The 16783-nt window shown below is 61.8% G+C and carries 17 protein-coding genes, 1 pseudogene and 1 riboswitch; of the genes and pseudogenes, 13 read left to right on the top strand and 5 right to left on the bottom strand.

All coding sequences use genetic code 11. From position 1 onward, the window contains the following. Nucleotides 1–41 precede the first annotated feature (41 nt). Nucleotides 42–1355, bottom strand: coding sequence for a PQQ-dependent sugar dehydrogenase (locus tag ODQ19_RS07510; protein WP_330209706.1), 1314 nt, complete (start codon nucleotides 1353–1355; stop codon nucleotides 42–44). Between the two features lie 99 nt (nucleotides 1356–1454). Next, nucleotides 1455–1701, top strand: a riboswitch (cobalamin riboswitch). A gap of 79 nt (nucleotides 1702–1780) precedes the next feature. Between ODQ19_RS07510 and cobO the strand changes: the two genes are divergently transcribed. The 13 genes from cobO (at nucleotide 1781) to ODQ19_RS07575 (ending at nucleotide 13244) form a co-directional block, all read left to right on the top strand. Next, nucleotides 1781–2392, top strand: a complete 612-nt coding sequence (cobO, locus tag ODQ19_RS07515) for a cob(I)yrinic acid a,c-diamide adenosyltransferase (RefSeq protein ID WP_005790169.1) — start codon at nucleotides 1781–1783, stop codon at nucleotides 2390–2392. Further along, on the top strand, nucleotides 2389–3771 hold the full coding sequence (locus ODQ19_RS07520; RefSeq protein ID WP_330209707.1) for a cobyrinate a,c-diamide synthase: 1383 nt from the start codon (nucleotides 2389–2391) through the stop codon (nucleotides 3769–3771). The genes cobO and ODQ19_RS07520 overlap by 4 nt, the downstream gene beginning before the upstream one ends. Further along, nucleotides 3768–4418 carry a 5,6-dimethylbenzimidazole synthase gene (gene bluB / locus ODQ19_RS07525; protein WP_330209708.1) on the top strand — a complete coding sequence of 217 codons (651 nt, stop codon included), beginning with the start codon at nucleotides 3768–3770 and terminating at the stop codon, nucleotides 4416–4418. Before ODQ19_RS07520 ends, bluB begins: the two co-directional genes overlap by 4 nt. Further along, nucleotides 4415–5323 (top strand): adenosylcobinamide-phosphate synthase CbiB, encoded by a 909-nt coding sequence (gene cbiB / locus ODQ19_RS07530; protein WP_116666992.1) that lies wholly within the window; start codon nucleotides 4415–4417, stop codon nucleotides 5321–5323. The genes bluB and cbiB overlap by 4 nt, the downstream gene beginning before the upstream one ends. Further along, nucleotides 5316–6305, top strand: coding sequence for a threonine-phosphate decarboxylase CobD (gene cobD / locus ODQ19_RS07535; RefSeq protein ID WP_116666991.1), 990 nt, complete (start codon nucleotides 5316–5318; stop codon nucleotides 6303–6305). The genes cbiB and cobD overlap by 8 nt, the downstream gene beginning before the upstream one ends. Continuing rightward, nucleotides 6302–7753: a cobyric acid synthase gene (locus tag ODQ19_RS07540; RefSeq protein WP_330209709.1), complete on the top strand. Its 1452-nt coding sequence runs from the start codon at nucleotides 6302–6304 to the stop codon at nucleotides 7751–7753. Before cobD ends, ODQ19_RS07540 begins: the two co-directional genes overlap by 4 nt. A gap of 202 nt (nucleotides 7754–7955) precedes the next feature. After that, the gene (gene cobU, locus ODQ19_RS07545) at nucleotides 7956–8477 is read left to right on the top strand and encodes a bifunctional adenosylcobinamide kinase/adenosylcobinamide-phosphate guanylyltransferase (RefSeq protein ID WP_330209710.1); all 522 of its coding nucleotides are present in this window, start codon (nucleotides 7956–7958) and stop codon (nucleotides 8475–8477) included. Next, nucleotides 8474–9529, top strand: a complete 1056-nt coding sequence (cobT, locus tag ODQ19_RS07550; protein WP_330209711.1) for a nicotinate-nucleotide--dimethylbenzimidazole phosphoribosyltransferase — start codon at nucleotides 8474–8476, stop codon at nucleotides 9527–9529. The genes cobU and cobT overlap by 4 nt, the downstream gene beginning before the upstream one ends. Then, entirely contained in the window at nucleotides 9526–10101 is a 576-nt protein-coding gene (gene cobC / locus ODQ19_RS07555) for an alpha-ribazole phosphatase family protein (RefSeq protein WP_330209712.1), read from the top strand. Before cobT ends, cobC begins: the two co-directional genes overlap by 4 nt. 2 nt (nucleotides 10102–10103) lie before the next feature. After that, on the top strand, nucleotides 10104–10832 hold the full coding sequence (locus tag ODQ19_RS07560; protein ID WP_330209713.1) for an adenosylcobinamide-GDP ribazoletransferase: 729 nt from the start codon (nucleotides 10104–10106) through the stop codon (nucleotides 10830–10832). A 42-nt stretch (nucleotides 10833–10874) separates the two neighbouring features. Next, nucleotides 10875–11279 (top strand): MarR family winged helix-turn-helix transcriptional regulator, encoded by a 405-nt coding sequence (locus tag ODQ19_RS07565; protein ID WP_003193031.1) that lies wholly within the window; start codon nucleotides 10875–10877, stop codon nucleotides 11277–11279. A 54-nt stretch (nucleotides 11280–11333) separates the two neighbouring features. Beyond that, nucleotides 11334–12542, top strand: a complete 1209-nt coding sequence (locus tag ODQ19_RS07570; RefSeq protein ID WP_442962730.1) for an MFS transporter — start codon at nucleotides 11334–11336, stop codon at nucleotides 12540–12542. A gap of 150 nt (nucleotides 12543–12692) precedes the next feature. Next, a complete protein-coding gene (locus ODQ19_RS07575) occupies nucleotides 12693–13244 on the top strand; it encodes a glutathione peroxidase (RefSeq protein WP_034136127.1) in 552 nt (183 codons plus the stop codon). A 64-nt stretch (nucleotides 13245–13308) separates the two neighbouring features. Here the strand turns inward: ODQ19_RS07575 and ODQ19_RS07580 are convergent. From ODQ19_RS07580 to ODQ19_RS07595, 4 genes and pseudogenes are all read right to left on the bottom strand, one after another. Next, a pseudogene (locus ODQ19_RS07580) lies at nucleotides 13309–14586 on the bottom strand (OmpP1/FadL family transporter). 145 nt (nucleotides 14587–14731) lie between these two features. Next, nucleotides 14732–15214: a hypothetical protein gene (locus ODQ19_RS07585; protein WP_032903131.1), complete on the bottom strand. Its 483-nt coding sequence runs from the start codon at nucleotides 15212–15214 to the stop codon at nucleotides 14732–14734. Between the two features lie 278 nt (nucleotides 15215–15492). After that, complete coding sequence (locus ODQ19_RS07590; RefSeq protein ID WP_003193022.1) at nucleotides 15493–15717, bottom strand: hypothetical protein; 225 nt, start codon at nucleotides 15715–15717, stop codon at nucleotides 15493–15495. 443 nt (nucleotides 15718–16160) lie between these two features. Further along, nucleotides 16161–16466 (bottom strand): hypothetical protein, encoded by a 306-nt coding sequence (locus tag ODQ19_RS07595; RefSeq protein WP_330209714.1) that lies wholly within the window; start codon nucleotides 16464–16466, stop codon nucleotides 16161–16163. Nucleotides 16467–16783 lie beyond the last annotated feature (317 nt).

Below are 16783 nucleotides of genomic sequence, written 5' to 3' on the forward strand. Positions count from 1 at the left end.
AGCCCGCTCCCACATTGTTTTTGTGGTGCTGTTCAAATGGATTATTTGGCCGCCGACACCCGCCAAACCTTATTGCCCACATCATCGGCCACCAGCAAATCCCCCTGCTGATCTATCACCACGCCAACCGGCCGGCCCATAGCTTTCTCATTGCTATCAAGAAACCCCGTCAGCACGTCCACCGGTTGCCCTTTCGGCTGTCCCCCTTCGAAGGGGACGAAAATTACCTTGTAGCCACTATGCGGCTTGCGGTTCCAGGAGCCATGCTGGCCGATAAATGCGCCATTACTGAAGGGGGCGGGGAGTTTGCTGCCCTCGGCGAAGGTCAGCCCCAGCGACGCAGTATGAGGGCCTACCGCATAGTCGGGAGCGATGGCCTTGGCGACCATGTCCAGGTTCTGCGGGGTCACACGCACATCCACATGCTGCCCGTAATAGCTGAAAGGCCAGCCATAGAAGCCGCCATCCTTGACCGAGGTGATGTAATCCGGCACCAGATCACTGCCGATTTCATCGCGCTCGTTGACCGCCGTCCACAGCTTGCCGCTCTGTGGTTCCCACGCCATGCCGTTGGGGTTGCGCAGGCCGGAGGCAAAAATGCGGTGTTGGCCGCTGGCGCGGTCGACTTCCCAAATGGCGGCGCGACCCTGTTCGGCTTCCAGGCCGTTTTCGCCGACGTTGCTGTTGGAGCCGACGCTCACGTACAGCTTGCTGCCGTCCTGGCTGGCCACCACGTTTTTGGTCCAGTGGTGGTTCAAAGGGCCACCGGGTAAATCCACCACCTTGGTGCCTGGGGAGGTGATTGCGGTTTCACCGGGCTGATAGGGGAAGCGCAGCAACTTATCCGAATCGGCCACATACAGGTCGTTGCCCACCAAGGTCATGCCAAAGGGCGAATTGAGGTTTTCCAGGAACACCGTGCGAGTTTCTGCCACACCGTCATGGTCGGCATCGCGCAGCAAGGTTATGCGGTTCGGGCTCGGCACCCCGGCGCCAGCGCGATCCATGACTTTTTCCATCACCCAGCCGCGCAGGCCTTTGGCATCGTCCGGCTTGGGCGGTGCATTGGTCTCGGCCACCAGCACGTCGCCGTTGGGCAGCACGTAGAGCCAGCGCGGATGATCCAGACCTTCGGCGAACGCGGCCACTTGGGTACCGACGGCAGCGACGGGCTTGGCGCCTTCGGGCCAGCCGATGGCCGGGGCGATATTGACGGTGGGGATCAGCGTCTTGTTTGGCTCCGGCAGCTTGGGCGAGGGCCCGGTGCCATCGGCGACCTGCAGGGTCGAGCTTTCGCCGCACGCAGCGAGGCTGCCGGCGAGCATGATCAGTAGGGCGAGGCGGGTCTTAGGCATGGTTTTCTCCTTGATACCTGTAGGGGTAGAGAAGCACGAACGGCAGATGGTTCAAGTCCAAGGCCAGCTTTAATTGACGCTCCACCCCCAACCCACTAACCTTCGCGGCTTGTTCCAGGTGCTCTGTGGCGTGCGCGTCGACAGAGTGAAACAGGGAAGCCGGTGAGTGAGCGCACTTGTACACAGTGCAGCCGCGATTCCGGCGCTGCCCCCGCAACGGTAAATGAGTCAAGACGGTGCTGTTTGCCACTGTATCGCGTGCGATATGGGAAGGCGCATCCTCGGCTGCTTTCTATCAAAAGCGCCACTCATGAGCCCGGAGACCGGCCTGGATCATCCAACAGCATCACGGTGGGCGATGCTTGGCTGTCTGTTTTTTCTTTTTCCTGCCCGCCGTTTTTGTCCAGCCCCAACGGAGAGCTGCCATGACTGATTCCCCCGACCGCGACGAGCGCCACCTGGCGCGCATGCTGCGCAAAAAAGCCGTGATTGACGAGCGCATCGCCAATTCCCCCAACGAGTGCGGCCTGCTGCTGGTGCTGACCGGCAACGGCAAAGGCAAGAGCAGTTCGGCGTTCGGCATGTTGGCCCGGGCCATGGGCCATGGCATGCAATGCGGTGTGGTGCAGTTCATCAAGGGGCGTAACAGCACTGGCGAAGAATTGTTCTTCCGCCGCTTCCCCGAGCAGGTACGGTTTCATGTGATGGGCGAAGGCTTCACCTGGGAAACCCAGGATCGCCAGCGCGATATCGCCGCTGCCGAAGCGGCTTGGGCGGTGTCCCGGGCCATGTTGAATGACCCCTCCATCGGCTTGGTGGTGCTGGACGAACTGAACATCGCCCTCAAGCACGGTTACCTTGACCTGGACCAGGTACTCAGCGACCTGCAAGCTCGCCCGCCCATGCAGCATGTGGTGGTCACCGGCCGTGGCGCCAAGCCTGAGCTGATCGAAATGGGCGACACCGTCACCGAAATGGGCATGCTCAAGCACGCGTTCCAGGCCGGTATCAAGGCACAGAAAGGCGTCGAACTTTGAATCAGCCCCGTCATTGCCCGGCCGTATTGATCGCCGCTCCGGCGTCCGGCCAGGGCAAAACCACGGTCACCGCCGCGCTGGCGCGTTTGCACCGCAACCTGGGACGCAAGGTGCGCGTGTTCAAATGCGGGCCGGACTTTCTCGACCCGATGATCCACGAGCGTGCCAGTGGCGCGCCGGTGTACCAGTTGGACATGTGGATGGTGGGCGAGCAGGAAAGCCGCCGCCTGCTCTGGGAGGCAGCGGGGGAGGCTGACCTGATCCTCATCGAAGGCGTGATGGGCCTGTTCGACGGCACGCCTTCCAGCGCTGACCTGGCGCGGCACTTCGGTGTACCGGTGCTGGGTGTGATCGATGGCACCGCCATGGCCCAGACGTTCGGCGCCCTGGCCCTGGGGCTGGCGCGCTATCAACCCGACCTGCCGTTTGCGGGCGTGCTGGCCAACCGTGTTGGCACTCTGCGCCATGCGCAATTGCTCGAAGGCAGCCTCACCGAGGGCTTGCGTTGGTACGGTGCATTGTCCCGCGAGACCGGCATCGAACTGCCCAGCCGCCACCTGGGCCTGGTGCAAGCCAGCGAACTGAATGACCTCGACGTGCGCCTCGACGCCGCCGCCCAGGCGTTGGGCAGCAGTTGCGAAGTGGCCCTGCCGCCGCCGGTGACCTTTGCCGCGCCACACGTGATCGAAGCCGAACCCTTGCTGGCCGGTGTGCGTATTGCCGTGGCCCGTGACGAAGCCTTTGCCTTCACCTACGGCGCCAGCCTGGATCTGTTGCGGGCGATGGGTGCGGAGCTGAAGTTCTTCTCACCGATCCATGATCGCCAATTGCCTGAAGCGGACAGCCTCTATTTGCCCGGCGGGTATCCGGAACTGCACCACCAGGCATTGTCGGCCAATACCTCGATGCTGGACGCCATTCGTGCTCATCACGTCGCTGGCAAGCCGCTGCTCGCTGAATGTGGCGGCATGCTCTATTTGCTCGACTCCTTGACCGATGTGGAGGGTAGGCGCGCCGAACTGGTTGGCTTGTTGCAAGGCGATGCGGTGATGCAGAAGAAACTCGCGGCCCTGGCTCTTCAAAGCGTTGAGCTGCCGGAGGGGACCCTGCGTGGGCATACCTATCACCACTCCTTGACCAACACCACGTGGGAGCCAATTGCCCGTGGCCTCAGCCCTAACGGCGGGCGCGGTGCCGAAGCGGTCTATCGGCAGGGGCGCATGACCGCGTCCTATGTGCACTTTTATTTTCCGTCGAATCCTGGCGCGGTGGCCGCGTTGTTCGCGCCAGACCTTCAGACCGCTATCGCAGGCAAGCCAGCTCCCACAGGGGAATGCATTCCAAATGTGGGAGGGGGCTTGCCCCCGATGAGGCCATGACTGACAACGCCTTCCCCGAGGCCGACCGCCAGGCCGTCTACCGCGCCATCGCCGAACGCCGCGACATGCGCCACTTCAGCGGTGGCAGTGTCGCGCCTGAACTGCTGCAGCGCCTGCTCCACGCTGCGCACCAGGCGCCCAGCGTCGGCCTGATGCAGCCGTGGCGTTTTATCCGCATCAGCGACCGCTCGTTGCGCAGCCAGATTCAACAGTTGGTGGAAGAAGAGCGCGTACGCACAGCCGAAGCATTGGGCGAGCGCTCCGATGCGTTCATGAAGCTCAAGGTCGAAGGCATCAACGATTGTGCCGAGGTATTGGTCGCCGCCTTGATGGACGACCGTGAGCGCCACATTTTCGGGCGCCGCACCTTGCCGGAAATGGACATGGCCTCGCTCTCCTGCGCCATCCAGAACCTGTGGCTGGCAGCGCGCGTGGAAGGGGTGGGCATGGGCTGGGTTTCGCTGTTCGACCCCCAGGCCCTGGCCGAACTGCTGGGCCTGCCGCCTGGGGCAAAACCCCTGGCAGTGTTGTGCCTGGGGCCGGTGAGCGAATTTTACCCGGCACCGATGTTGCAGCTTGAAGGCTGGGCCGAGCCGCGGCCGCTAAGTGACATGCTGTATGAAAACAAGTGGGGAGTGAGTCAATGAGTGTGGCCTTGCTGTGTGTCGCTGCGGTGGCGCTGGATGCGCTGCTGGGTGAGCCCAGGCGCTGGCATCCGCTGGTGGCGTTCGGCAATTTCGCCGGGCGCATCGAGCAACGCTTCAATACCGGTGGGCGTGGCTGGCGCAGCCATGGCGTGACCGCATGGTTTATCGCGGTGGTGCCGTTGACCCTGCTGGCCACGGCGTTGTCGTGGGCACCTTATATCGGCTGGCTGCTGGAGATCCTGGCGCTGTACTGCGCCCTGGGCATGCGCAGCCTGGGCGAGCACGTGATGCCAGTGGCCCAGGCCCTGCGCCGTGATGACCTGGACGAAGCGCGCACGCGAGTGAGTTACCTGGTCAGCCGCCAGACCAGCGAACTGGACCACACGGAAGTCGCCCGCGCAGCCACCGAATCGGTGCTGGAGAACGGCAGCGATGCGGTTTTCGCCGCGTTGTTCTGGTTTGTGGTGGCCGGTGTGCCAGGCGTGGTGCTCTATCGTCTGAGCAACACCCTGGACGCCATGTGGGGCTATCGCAATGAGCGCTTTGAGCGCTTTGGCTGGGCAGCTGCCAGGATCGATGATGTGCTCAACTATATTCCTGCGCGGTTGGTGGCTTTAACCTACGCGCTATTGGGTAAAACCCGCCTGGCGCTCAAATGCTGGCGCACCCAGGGCCCGACCTGGGACAGCCCCAACGCCGGCCCAGTGATGGCGGCGGGGGCCGGTGCCTTGGGTGTGGAACTGGGCGGCGCGGCGATTTATCACGGCGAGGTGCATCAGCGCCCGCCATTGGGCGAAGGCCCGCCGGCCGACGCCGATTCCATTGATCGCGGCTGGCAACTGGTGCAGCGCGGCGTATGGCTGTGGCTGCTGGTCCTGTGCGTGGGGGCGCAAATCTATGCTTGAACATGGTGGTCGGCTGCGTAAGGCCGCGATTGAGTACGGCATTGCCGAAGCGGATTGGCTCGACTTGTCCAGCGGCCTGGCGCCCTGGCCGTGGCCGATTCCCGAGATTCCCTTGCGTGCCTGGGCGCGCTTGCCGGAAACCGATGACGGCTTGGAGAAGGCTGCCAGCGAGTACTACGGCGCCGCCCCATTGCTGCCGGTGCCGGGCTCCCAGGCGGCGATCCAACTGCTGCCGCGCCTGCGTCGTTCCGGCAAGGTCGGCGTGCTTTCGCCCTGCTATGCCGAGCATGCCGAAGCCTGGCGCCGTGCCGGTTATGTGGTGCGCGAAGTGCAGGAGCAGGAAGTCGACTTCTTTCTCGACAGCCTCGACGTGCTGGTCGTGGTCAACCCCAACAACCCCACCGGCTTGAGCCTGAGCCCGCAACGCCTGCTGGACTGGCATGCACGCCTTGCCCAGCGCGGTGGCTGGCTGGTGGTGGACGAGGCGTTCATTGACGTGACCCCGGACTTGAGCCTGGCCAGCCATGCCGATCAGGTCGGCTTGATCGTACTGCGCTCATTCGGCAAGTTCTTCGGCCTGGCCGGCGTGCGCCTGGGCTTTGTGTTGGCCGAGCGCAAGTTGCTCAAGCTGTTGGCCGAACAGGTCGGACCCTGGGCCGTCAGTGGGCCGACGCGGGTGCTGGGCCAAGTGTGCCTGCGCGATACCGACGGGCATGCGCGCCAGCGCAGTCGTTGCATCGCAGCCGGCCAGCGTCTGTTCGAGTTGCTTGAGCGCCGCGGCCTTCAACCCCACGGTGGCTGCGCATTGTTCCAGTGGTTGATAACCCCCCACGCTGAACGGCTGTACGAGTTCATGGCCCAACGCGGTATCCTGCTGCGCCTGTTTGTGCACAACAGCAGCGTGCGCTTGGGCCTGCCCGACACCGAGGCCGACTGGCTGCGCCTTGACGAAGCCCTGGCCGCCTACAAGGACGCCACATGACCACGTTGATGGTGCAGGGCACCACCTCCGACGCCGGTAAAAGCACCCTGGTGACTGCGCTGTGTCGCTGGTTGGTACGCCAAGGCGTCGCGGTGGCGCCGTTCAAGCCGCAGAACATGGCGCTCAACAGCGCGGTGACCGCTGAAGGCGGCGAGATCGGCCGCGCCCAGGCGGTGCAGGCCCAGGCTGCCAACCTGGCGCCCCACACCGACATGAACCCGGTATTGCTCAAGCCCAACAGCGACACCGGCTCCCAAGTGATCATCCATGGCCGTGCTGTCACCAGCATGAATGCCGTGGCCTATCACGACTACAAAGCCATTGCGATGCAAGCGGTGCTGGCCTCCCACACGCGTTTGAGCCAGGCCTACCCGGTGGTGATGGTCGAAGGCGCGGGCTCACCGGCCGAGATCAACTTGCGCGCCAATGACATTGCCAATATGGGCTTCGCCGAAGCGGTGGACTGCCCGGTGCTGTTGATCGCGGACATCAATCGCGGCGGCGTGTTTGCCCATCTGGTCGGCACCCTGGACCTGCTGTCGCCCAGTGAGCAGGCGCGGGTCAAGGGCTTCATCATCAACCGTTTTCGCGGCGATATCGCGTTGCTGCAACCCGGGCTGGATTGGCTCGAAGCGCGCACCGGCAAACCGGTGGTCGGCGTGCTGCCCTACGTGATGGACCTGCACCTGGAGGCGGAGGACGGCATCGACCAGCGCCAGATCGACAAGGCTGCCCAGGTGCTCAAGGTGGTGGTGCCGGTGCTGCCGCGCATCAGCAACCATACCGACTTCGACCCGCTGCGCTTGCACCCCCAGGTGGACTTGCAGTTCGTCGGACCGGGCCAGGCGATACCTGCCGCTGACCTGATCATCCTGCCGGGCTCGAAAAGCGTGCGCAGTGACCTGGCCTATCTGCGTGCCAATGGTTGGGACACCGCCGTGGCGCGGCATCTGCGTTATGGCGGCAAGGTGCTGGGGATCTGCGGCGGCTTGCAGATGCTCGGCGAGCAGGTCCATGACCCGCTGGGCCTGGAAGGGCTCGCGGGCTCCAGTGATGGCCTTGGGTTGCTGGCGTTCAGCACCACCCTGGAACAAGAGAAACAACTGCGCAATGTGCGTGGACGCCTGGTGTTTGAAGATGCCGCAGTCAGCGGTTATGAAATCCATGCGGGGGTGACCTCCGGCGCTGCCTTATCCAACGCTGCGGTGCTGCTGGACGATGGCCGCAGCGATGGCGCGCAGAGCGCCGATGGGCAAATTCTAGGCACCTACCTGCATGGGTTGTTCGAGACTCCGGCGGCGTGCAGTGCGTTGCTGCGTTGGGCTGGATTGCAGGATGTGCAAGAGGTGGATTATCACGGCTTGCGCGAGCGCGATATCGAGCGGCTGGCGGACTTGGTGGAGCATCACTTGGACACCGATTTGTTGCGCAAGCTATGTGGGATCTGACGGTGTTCACACGGTCCAGCTGTGGGAGCTGGCTTGCCTGCGATAGCGCCCTGGCGGTCGCCTCATGTTCACCTGGCGCATCACAATCTAACTGTGGGAGCGGGCTTGCTCGCGAATGCGATGGATCAGCCATGGGTGCATTCACTGACACACCCTATTGGCGAGCAAACCCGCTCCCACATTGTTTGCCAGGGGCCTTTGCATGTATCAATTGATCCTCGGCGGTGCCCGTTCGGGTAAGAGCCGCCTGGCCGAAAAGCTTGCCGCAGAGAGCGGGCTTGCCGTCATTTATATCGCCACCAGCCAACCGCTCGACGGTGAGATGAGCGAGCGCGTCGCGCTGCACCGCCAGCGTCGCCCCGACCATTGGGGCCTGGTTGAAGAGCCCATCGACCTGGCGCGTGTGCTACAGGAAAACGCCGCCACTGATCGCTGCCTGCTGGTGGATTGCCTGACCTTATGGCTCACCAATCTTCTGATGCTCGAAGACCCGGCTCGCCTTGCATCCGAGCGTGGTCAACTGTTGCAAACCCTGGCCTCGCTGCCGGGGGAAATTATTTTTGTCAGCAACGAGACCGGCCTGGGTGTCGTGCCGCTGGGCGAGTTGACTCGTCGTTATGTGGATGAAGCCGGTTGGCTGCATCAAGCCTTGGCCGAGCAATGTCAGCGCGTTGTGCTGACGGTTGCCGGCCTGCCCCTGACTTTGAAAGGTACTGCGTTATGACCGATTCCTGGTGGCTCAACCCCTGCAAGGCGGTGGATACCACGGCCCACGAACAGGCGCTGGCGCGCCAGCAGCAGTTGACCAAGCCCGCCGGCTCCCTCGGCCAGTTGGAGGCGCTGGCGGTGCAGCTGGCGGGTTTGCAGGGCCAGGTCAAACCGTCGGTGGATCACCTATGGATCGCGATTTTTGCCGGCGATCACGGTGTGGTTGCTGAAGGTGTGTCGGCGTTTCCCCAGGAGGTCACCGGGCAGATGCTGCAAAACTTTGTTACCGGTGGCGCGGCGATCAGCGTGTTGGCGCGGCAACTGGAAGCGCAATTGGAAGTGATTGACCTCGGCACGGTCACGCCGTCCCTGGATTTGCCCGGCGTTCGTCACCTGAATATCGGCGCGGGCACGGCTAATTTCGTGCATGGCCCGGCGATGACCCAAGCCCAAGGGCAGTTGGCCTTGCAAGCTGGACGAGACAGCGCACGCCGTGCCCTGGAAAGCGGCGCGCAACTCTTTATCGGCGGTGAGATGGGCATCGGCAATACCACTGCCGCCAGTGCCTTGGCCTGCGCATTGCTGGATTGCCAGGTCACTGACCTCACAGGCCCTGGCACCGGTTTGAATGCCGCAGGGGTCAGCCACAAGGTCGCGGTCATTGAGCGCGCCTTGGCGTTGCACGCCGGCCAGCGCAGCGATGCGTTGCAAACCCTGTTCAATCTCGGCGGTTTTGAAATTGCTGCCTTGGTTGGCGCCTACCTGGCCTGCGCCCAGGAAGGCATCGTGGTGCTGGTGGATGGGTTCATCTGCAGCGTGGCCGCACTGGTGGCGGTGCGCTTGAACCCGGCGTGCCGCGAATGGTTGGTGTTCGGCCATCGAGGTGCCGAGCCGGGCCATCGTCATGTGCTGCACAGCCTCGATGCGCAACCGTTGCTGGAACTGGGCCTGCGCCTGGGCGAAGGCAGCGGCGCGGCGTTGGCGGTGCCGTTGTTGCGCTTGGCGTGTGCGCTGCACGGGCAGATGGCGACCTTCGCCGAAGCCGCCGTAGCGGACCGCCCCGCATGACTTTGCGCCTGGACCTGCTGCGCCACGGCGAAACCGAGCTGGGCGGCGGCCTGCGTGGCAGCCTGGACGATGCGCTGACCGCCAACGGCTGGCAGCAGATGCGCGACGCAGTGGTGAGGCAAGGGCCGTGGGATCGGCTGATCAGCTCACCGTTGCAACGCTGCGCTCTGTTCGCCCAGGCGTTGGGGGCACAGCTCGATGTGCCGGTGAGTCTCGAGCCTGACCTGCAGGAGCTTCACTTTGGCGCCTGGGAAGGGCAGAGCGCGGCCGCGTTGATGGACACCGATGCCGAAGGGCTGGGCTTGTTCTGGGCCAACCCCTATAGCTTCACGCCGCCGGAAGGCGAGCCTGTCATCCAGTTTTCCGAGCGCGTGCTTGGCGCTGTCGTCCGGCTGCATCAGGCCTATGCTGGCCAGCGCGTGCTGTTGATCAGCCATGGTGGTGTAATGCGCCTACTGCTGGCCAAGGCGCGAGGGTTGCCCCGTGAGCAACTGCTGAATGTCGAAGTTGGCCACGGCGCCTTGTTCGGCCTGCAGGTTGAGGCTGATGGCGTGTTGAAGGAAGGACGCTGACGATGCTGCCGTTCTGGATCGCCCTGCAATTTCTCAGCAGCCTGCCCATTCGCTTGCCGGGCATGCCGCAGCCTCAAGAGCTGGGCCGTTCGTTGCTGTTTTATCCGTTGGTTGGGTTGCTGTTCGGCGTGCTGTTATGGGGCCTCAACCAAGTGTTACAGGGCGCCCCGTTGCTGTTGCACGCGGCGTTGCTGCTCACAGCCTGGGTGTTGCTCAGCGGTGGCCTGCACCTGGACGGCCTGGCCGACAGCGCCGATGCCTGGCTGGGTGGCTTTGGCGACCGGGAGCGCACCCTCAGCATCATGAAAGACCCGCGCAGCGGCCCGATTGCGGTGGTCACCCTGGGGCTGGTGCTGCTGCTGAAGTTCAGTGCGCTGGTGGCATTGATCGAACAAGACAATGGCGCCGCCTTGATCCTGGCGCCCCTGATCGGACGCGCTTCGATGCTGGCGCTGTTTCTCACCACGCGCTATGTGCGGGCGGGTGGATTGGGCCAGGCACTGTCAGACCATCTGCCGCGAATTGTCGGCCAACAGGTGCTGATCCTCAGCGGCTTGGCCTGCATTCTGATCGGCGGTTTCAGCGGCGGCATCGCGGTGTTGCTGGCGGCCCTGTGTTTTGTGTGGCTGCGCCAGTTGATGGTCAAGCGTCTGGGCGGCACCACGGGCGACACCGCTGGCGCACTGCTGGAGCTGCTTGAAGTTGCGGTGCTGGTCGGGCTGGCGTTGTAACGCTTTCTTGCAATTGGTTAACTCCGGGTATATACACGCTCTATGCTTGCCTCCCAATGTTTATGCACCAACCTGCGACGTGCCGCTCGTGGCGTCAGCAGGCACTACGACGGCGCTCTCGACGGCTTCGGGATCAACGTTGCCCAGTATTCTCTGTTGTGCAACCTGCAGCGCCTCGATCAACCGAGCATCTCCAGCCTGGCGGACGCCATGGGCCTGGATCGCAGCACGCTGGGGCGCAACCTGCGCGTCCTGGAAGGTGAGGGGCTCGTGCAGTTGGTCGAGGGTGACGATTTGCGCAACCGCCTGGTGGTGTTGACTGACGCCGGCCATGAACGGCTAGCCGCTGCGTTGCCGGCGTGGGAAGCAGCGCAACAGAAACTGATTGATAAGCTCGGCGCCGAAAAGCGCGAAATGTTGTTGGCCTTGCTGGATGAACTCGCCTGAAAGGCGGTTTGTTCGACTACAAGCGGGTATATACCCGCGAACGGAGAATAAGAAATGACCTCGATGTGGCGCACCAGTGGTTGGGTCCTTTTAGGCAGTGCGCTGATCCTGGCGTTGTCCTTGGGCGTACGGCATGGCTTTGGCCTGTTCCTGGCGCCGATGAGCAGCGAATTCGGTTGGGGGCGTGAAACCTTTGCCTTTGCCATCGCCTTGCAGAACCTGATCTGGGGCTTGGCGCAGCCGTTTACCGGGGCCTTGGCCGACCGTTTCGGCGCGACCAAGGCCGTGTTTGTGGGCGGGGTGTTGTACGCCGTCGGCCTGGTGCTGATGGGCATGTCCGACTCTGCCTGGTCATTGTCGTTGAGCGCAGGTTTGCTGATTGGCATCGGCCTGTCTGGCACTTCGTTCTCGGTGATTCTCGGCGTGGTTGGCCGCGCCGTAGCGCCCGAAAAACGCAGCATGGCCATGGGTATTGCCAGCGCGGCCGGCTCGTTTGGTCAGTTCGCCATGGTGCCCGGCACCCTCGGCTTGATTGGTTGGCTCGGCTGGTCGGCAGCGCTGCTGGCGCTGGGCTTGATGGTGGCCCTGATCCTGCCGCTGGTCGCCATGCTCAAGGACCGTCCGCTGGCGGTCACGGTGGGCCAGCAAACCCTGGGCGAAGCGCTGAAAGAGGCCTGCTCCCACTCCGGCTTCTGGTTGCTGTCCTTCGGCTTTTTTGTGTGCGGTTTCCAAGTGGTTTTCATCGGTGTGCATTTGCCGGCCTACCTGGTTGACCAGCATCTGCCGGCCTCGGTGGGCACGACGGTGCTGGCCTTGATTGGGCTGTTCAATGTGTTCGGAACCTACACCGCCGGTTGGCTTGGTGGCCGCATGTCCAAGCCGCGCCTGCTCACCGGCTTGTATCTGTTGCGGGCGGTGGTGATTGTGCTGTTCCTGTGGGTGCCGGTCACCGAAGTCACGGCGTATCTGTTTGGCATGGCGATGGGATTCCTGTGGTTGTCCACGGTGCCGCTGACCAATGGCACCGTCGCGACCCTGTTTGGGGTGCGCAACCTCTCGATGCTCGGCGGGATTGTGTTCCTGTTCCACCAGCTTGGTTCGTTCCTCGGTGGGTGGCTGGGCGGGGTGGTCTATGACCGAACCGGCAGCTACGATTTGATCTGGCAGGTCGCAATTTTACTCAGCCTGCTCGCCGCCGCGCTGAATTGGCCAGTGCGTGAGCGGCCGGTGGCGCGCATTCAGGCGCAGATGGAGGCGGCATGAGCATGACAGCGCGTCTTATGCTGTTGGCTGTGGGGCTGGGGTTGTTGCTGCTGGCTTGGTGGGGCTGGCAGCGGGGCGGCCTGGCATTGATGCAACTGGGCATGGCGATCTGCTAAGTTGTGGGTCTGAACCGACTCAAGGACTTTTGACATGCAGATGCGCTGGCTCGCTGTACCCGTCCTGATGGCTATTGGCAGCGTGGCGATGGCCGCCAGTTGCCCGCCGTTACTGGAGGGCCAATTGCCCAAGCTGCGGGCCAAGGAATCCATCGACCTGTGCCAGCAATTCGCTGGCAAACCCTTGGTGATCGTCAACACGGCGAGCTTCTGCGGCTTTGCCCCCCAGTTCAAAGGCCTGGAAGCGTTATATCAGCGCTACAAGGGCCAAGGCCTGGAAGTGATCGGCGTGCCGTCCGATGACTTCAAGCAGGAAGCCAAGACCGGGGAGGAAACCGCCAAGGTCTGCTACGTGAACTATGGCGTGACCTTCACCATGACCGAGCCGCAGAAGGTCAAGGGGCCGGATGCGGTGCACCTGTTCAAGGTGCTTGCACAGCAGGCCGACGCCGCGCCCAAGTGGAACTTCTACAAGTACGTGGTAGATCGCCAGGGCAATGTTGTGGCCAGTTTTTCCAGCCTGACCAAGCCGGACAGTCCGGAGCTGATCAAGGCGGTGGAACAGGCATTGGCTTCCAAACCCTGATCGCCAGCCAAACAAAAGCCCCGCCTCCTTCACAGGAGAGCGGGGCTTTTTTATACGACTGCGGTTAGAACTTGTAGGTCATGCCCAAGCCGAAACCGTTGGCGCTGTTTTCATACTTGGCGTTGTAGCTGGCCAATTGGTTGGAGCGCGAAATCTTGACGTCCTCTTCCTTCAGGTAAGAGTAGGCCAGGTCGATGGTCATGTTATCCATGACCTGGTAGCCCAGGCCCAGGCTGAAGATAGTACGGTCGCCGGTCGGGATGCGCGGTGAGCGATCCGTGTTGTTGGTGGGCGACTGGTCAAACGTCAAGCCGGTACGCAGCACCACCTGTTTGGTGAGCTGGTACGAGGTACCCACGGCGTAGGCCCAGGTGTCGTGCCAGTTCTGGTCTTCCTTGATTGTGCTGACCAGGCCTGGGGCAAGCGCGCCGCCGGTAGCGCCGCTGACGCCTTCGTTCTTGACGGTGATGTCTTTCAGGCGGCTCCAGCGTGTCCAGGTCGCACCGGCGTAGAGTTTTCACGCGTCGGTCAGGTCTTGAGTGACGGACAGGTCGTAGGACTCAGGTGTGTCGATTTTCAGCGACGCGTCATAGCGGTTGCTGCGCAGGAACGGCGAGGTCGCGGTCGGTGCGGTGACTTCGGTGTGGCCTTCCAGCTTGTAGCTGACCTTGGAGTGGTAGGTCAGGCCGACACGGGTGGTATCGGTGGCTTGAACCAGCACGCCGATGTTGAAGCCCAGCGCGGTGTCGTCACCCTTGATCTTGATATTGGTGTCTGGCGCGCGAGGGTTCAGCGTCAGGTCCGATTCCAGGGTACCGGCGATGCGGTTGATGGTCGGGCCAAAACCCACGGAAACGCGGTCGTTGAAGGCGTAGCTGACGGTCGGTTGCAAGGTGATGACTTTCACTTCGCTCTTGCTGCCAAAGCCACGGCCCTGGAAGCCGCTTTCGTAGTCAGTCACCAGGCCGAACGGCGCATAGACGCCGAAGCCGACAGCCCACTGGTCGTTGAGTTTATTGGTGTAGAAACCGAAAGGCACGGCGGTGAAAGGCACCATATCGCCTTTGTTGCTGCCAGCGGAGCGGCCGCTGACATTGCTGATATCGGTGGAGGCATCAATGGCTGCAACGCCACCGGTGATCTGTTGGCCTTCCAGACGTGCCATACCGGCAGGGTTACCGAACACAGTGCTCGCATCATCGGCAGAAGAAGAGCGACCTGCGAAACCGGTACCCATCCCGCTCACGCTCTGTTCGTTGAGGGCAAAGCCGCTGGCGAACAGTTGGGAGGATGCCATGGCAACGGCGAGGCTAAGTGTGGTCTTGAGCATTACTTTTTTCATTATTAGAACTCCGTGTGATCACCGCTGCGGAAAGTATCAATAAATTTCACATCGCGCTATAGGCTGTAATGCAGGAGATAGAGCGTTTTTGTAGGACAATCCGACCAAAATTGCCGTTTTTTGGCGAATCTTGCAATTTGCCCGGTCAGCAAGCTGCCTGTTTCATTGGGATTACACAGGTTTGCCAGGCTTGGGTGAAATCTCGCAGGCGGCCCTGGGGGTGGAATATTTCTTTCCAGATACGCGCCATGGCCAGTACATCGCCGGGTGCGGGCAGGGCAGGACGATGTTGTTCCACCAGCAACCAGGCGATCGCGGTGGCGTAGCGCAGGTTTACCGTCAGCTCCAACTGGGGCGCGCTGAGGAACGCATGTTGGCTGGCCAGCCCGCGCACCAGGCTGGCGCGTTCCGGGTCCAGCGCCAGGTAGTTATCCCAGAGGGCGCGGTGGCGTGGTTCGGTGATGCTGTAGAGGCCATGGCCGCGGCGGTCATGCAGCGCCGAGCCCAGTTCTGACTGGCTGGCGGCAATGCCCAGCAGCAGGGATTCGGCTGTCGAGCTGTGGCGGCCGAGGTACATCAGCGTCGGCCTGATCACATAACGACACAATTCACTGGCGGCAATACCCATACGAGCCTCAGTCCTTGCAAAGAGTGGACGAGCCTGAGAAGGGGAGCTTGGCAGCGGTGAATCGGATCTCAGGCCCGTCGTAAGCGGATCACGCCGCTTGAGTTGAAGTGTAGTGTCATATTCACGATGTAAAGGACTGTTTTTAAAACATCTTCTGCAACCGGTTATAACGTTTATATCCATTTGTACTTAGCCCGGCGGACTCAGGGCCAAGTTCCAGGCAATAAAAAAACCTGTTATTCAAACAGGGTTTTTGAGGTTTCAGCGACGCGGGTCGATCAGGCAGTCAGTGCCTGACGGGTACGATCGATCACAGCCTGCAGCGGTTCTGCGCTGGAGTATTGATCGGGGTACAGGCGTTCGCTGTGACGAGCGATGCCGTGTTCGTTGACCAGGGTGAAGCTGAAGCAGCCTTTGCGAGCAGCCATGATCAGGCAGTTCATTGGGGCAAAAGCGTTGGTGAGGGTGCGAATGGCATCCTGAGTGTGGATTTGAGCGTTCATATTATTGGTGTTCCTACAAATGACACGGATAAGAACCGTGCAACGTTAAAACGTTCCAGTAACGCTGATCACCATTGATCAAACGAAGAACCCGACTGGAACAAAGCAGCCAGTTTGAAGCGCTATTAAATTAGGCGCGCTTGGGCTGGCAGGTAGGTACTTAGGAGGGCAGGCAACACAACAAGGGCAAAGGTTCTGGGCCCGGGGTGAAGATCCTGATCAATTTGCAGGTTGGTTCGGTCAGAGTATTGGAACTTCGCGACACCCTTTGCTTGTTCAAAGGCTGTGTCGTCGCAAGGAATACCTGGAAACCATCGAGGTGGCCGATCCCATGTGGTTCAGGGGACGTGTTCGACCAGAATTGACTTTCAGCTTGGTACTAACGCCGCGGATAGTAACGGATTGAAACAGGGAAGGGAAGGCCGACTGCAAAAAAACTTCAATCAGCCGCCGAGCAACTCGCGATAGACCAGCACGGTCATGGACGCGGCCAGTGCGCACCCCAGCCCGTAGGCGGCGAGCGTCAGTCGCAAGGACTGGCCGGTCTCGATCATGTGGATCACCTCGCGCATGTCATTGATCCTTCCGTCACTGAGTTCGATGCACAGGATCACGGCGGTAAAGGCGGCTGACAGCAAGATAGCAATGGCGAACAGTGCGCCGTCCGGAGAGGGGAGCGCGGCATTGATTCCCAGGGAGATCGCGCAGATGGCCAGTAGCAGCCCGGCGAATAACAGAATTCCTTTCATCGGCCCTACTGGTTTGCATTGTCGGTGGCGCAGTGTGGCGAGCCGAGGCGGATTTGAAAAGCCCTCGGGTTTGCCCGGTCAGTAACATGTTTAACCGGTGTTGAATCAAAAAACGCCGACTATATAACCAGTCGATCGGGACTTGTGCACATTTATGGCCAAGGGTGTAACCCTGCTGTCACTGGTGTGCAAGTGCGCCCATTTGCCTGTAATCAAAATTTAAGTCAATGAAAAATCTCGCTTTTTTTTATTGGTGAAAAAATCGTCAGTTTGACTGCGGCCCCCGTTCCATGGGGCTTTGCGCCTGTTCAAGGGTG

The sequence above is a fragment of the Pseudomonas sp. AM4(2022) genome, from assembly GCF_036346515.1.
Taxonomy (GTDB): Bacteria; Pseudomonadota; Gammaproteobacteria; order Pseudomonadales; family Pseudomonadaceae; genus Aquipseudomonas; species Aquipseudomonas paracarnis.

Bases quoted from the DNA above. Each gene is read 5' to 3' on its own strand.
- ODQ19_RS07510 (WP_330209706.1), bottom strand. From the start codon at position 1,355: ATGCCTAAGACCCGCCTCGCCCTACTGATCATGCTCGCCGGCAGCCTC.
- bluB (WP_330209708.1), top strand. From the start codon at position 3,768: ATGACTGACAACGCCTTCCCCGAGGCCGACCGCCAGGCCGTCTACCGC.
- ODQ19_RS07575 (WP_034136127.1), top strand. From the start codon at position 12,693: ATGCAGATGCGCTGGCTCGCTGTACCCGTCCTGATGGCTATTGGCAGC.
- ODQ19_RS07560 (WP_330209713.1), top strand. From the start codon at position 10,104: ATGCTGCCGTTCTGGATCGCCCTGCAATTTCTCAGCAGCCTGCCCATT.
- ODQ19_RS07585 (WP_032903131.1), bottom strand. From the start codon at position 15,214: ATGGGTATTGCCGCCAGTGAATTGTGTCGTTATGTGATCAGGCCGACG.
- cobU (WP_330209710.1), top strand. From the start codon at position 7,956: ATGTATCAATTGATCCTCGGCGGTGCCCGTTCGGGTAAGAGCCGCCTG.
- ODQ19_RS07540 (WP_330209709.1), top strand. From the start codon at position 6,302: ATGACCACGTTGATGGTGCAGGGCACCACCTCCGACGCCGGTAAAAGC.
- cobT (WP_330209711.1), top strand. From the start codon at position 8,474: ATGACCGATTCCTGGTGGCTCAACCCCTGCAAGGCGGTGGATACCACG.
- ODQ19_RS07590 (WP_003193022.1), bottom strand. From the start codon at position 15,717: ATGAACGCTCAAATCCACACTCAGGATGCCATTCGCACCCTCACCAAC.
- cobC (WP_330209712.1), top strand. From the start codon at position 9,526: ATGACTTTGCGCCTGGACCTGCTGCGCCACGGCGAAACCGAGCTGGGC.
- cbiB (WP_116666992.1), top strand. From the start codon at position 4,415: ATGAGTGTGGCCTTGCTGTGTGTCGCTGCGGTGGCGCTGGATGCGCTG.
- cobO (WP_005790169.1), top strand. From the start codon at position 1,781: ATGACTGATTCCCCCGACCGCGACGAGCGCCACCTGGCGCGCATGCTG.
- cobD (WP_116666991.1), top strand. From the start codon at position 5,316: ATGCTTGAACATGGTGGTCGGCTGCGTAAGGCCGCGATTGAGTACGGC.
- ODQ19_RS07595 (WP_330209714.1), bottom strand. From the start codon at position 16,466: ATGAAAGGAATTCTGTTATTCGCCGGGCTGCTACTGGCCATCTGCGCG.
- ODQ19_RS07570 (WP_442962730.1), top strand. From the start codon at position 11,334: ATGACCTCGATGTGGCGCACCAGTGGTTGGGTCCTTTTAGGCAGTGCG.
- ODQ19_RS07565 (WP_003193031.1), top strand. From the start codon at position 10,875: ATGCTTGCCTCCCAATGTTTATGCACCAACCTGCGACGTGCCGCTCGT.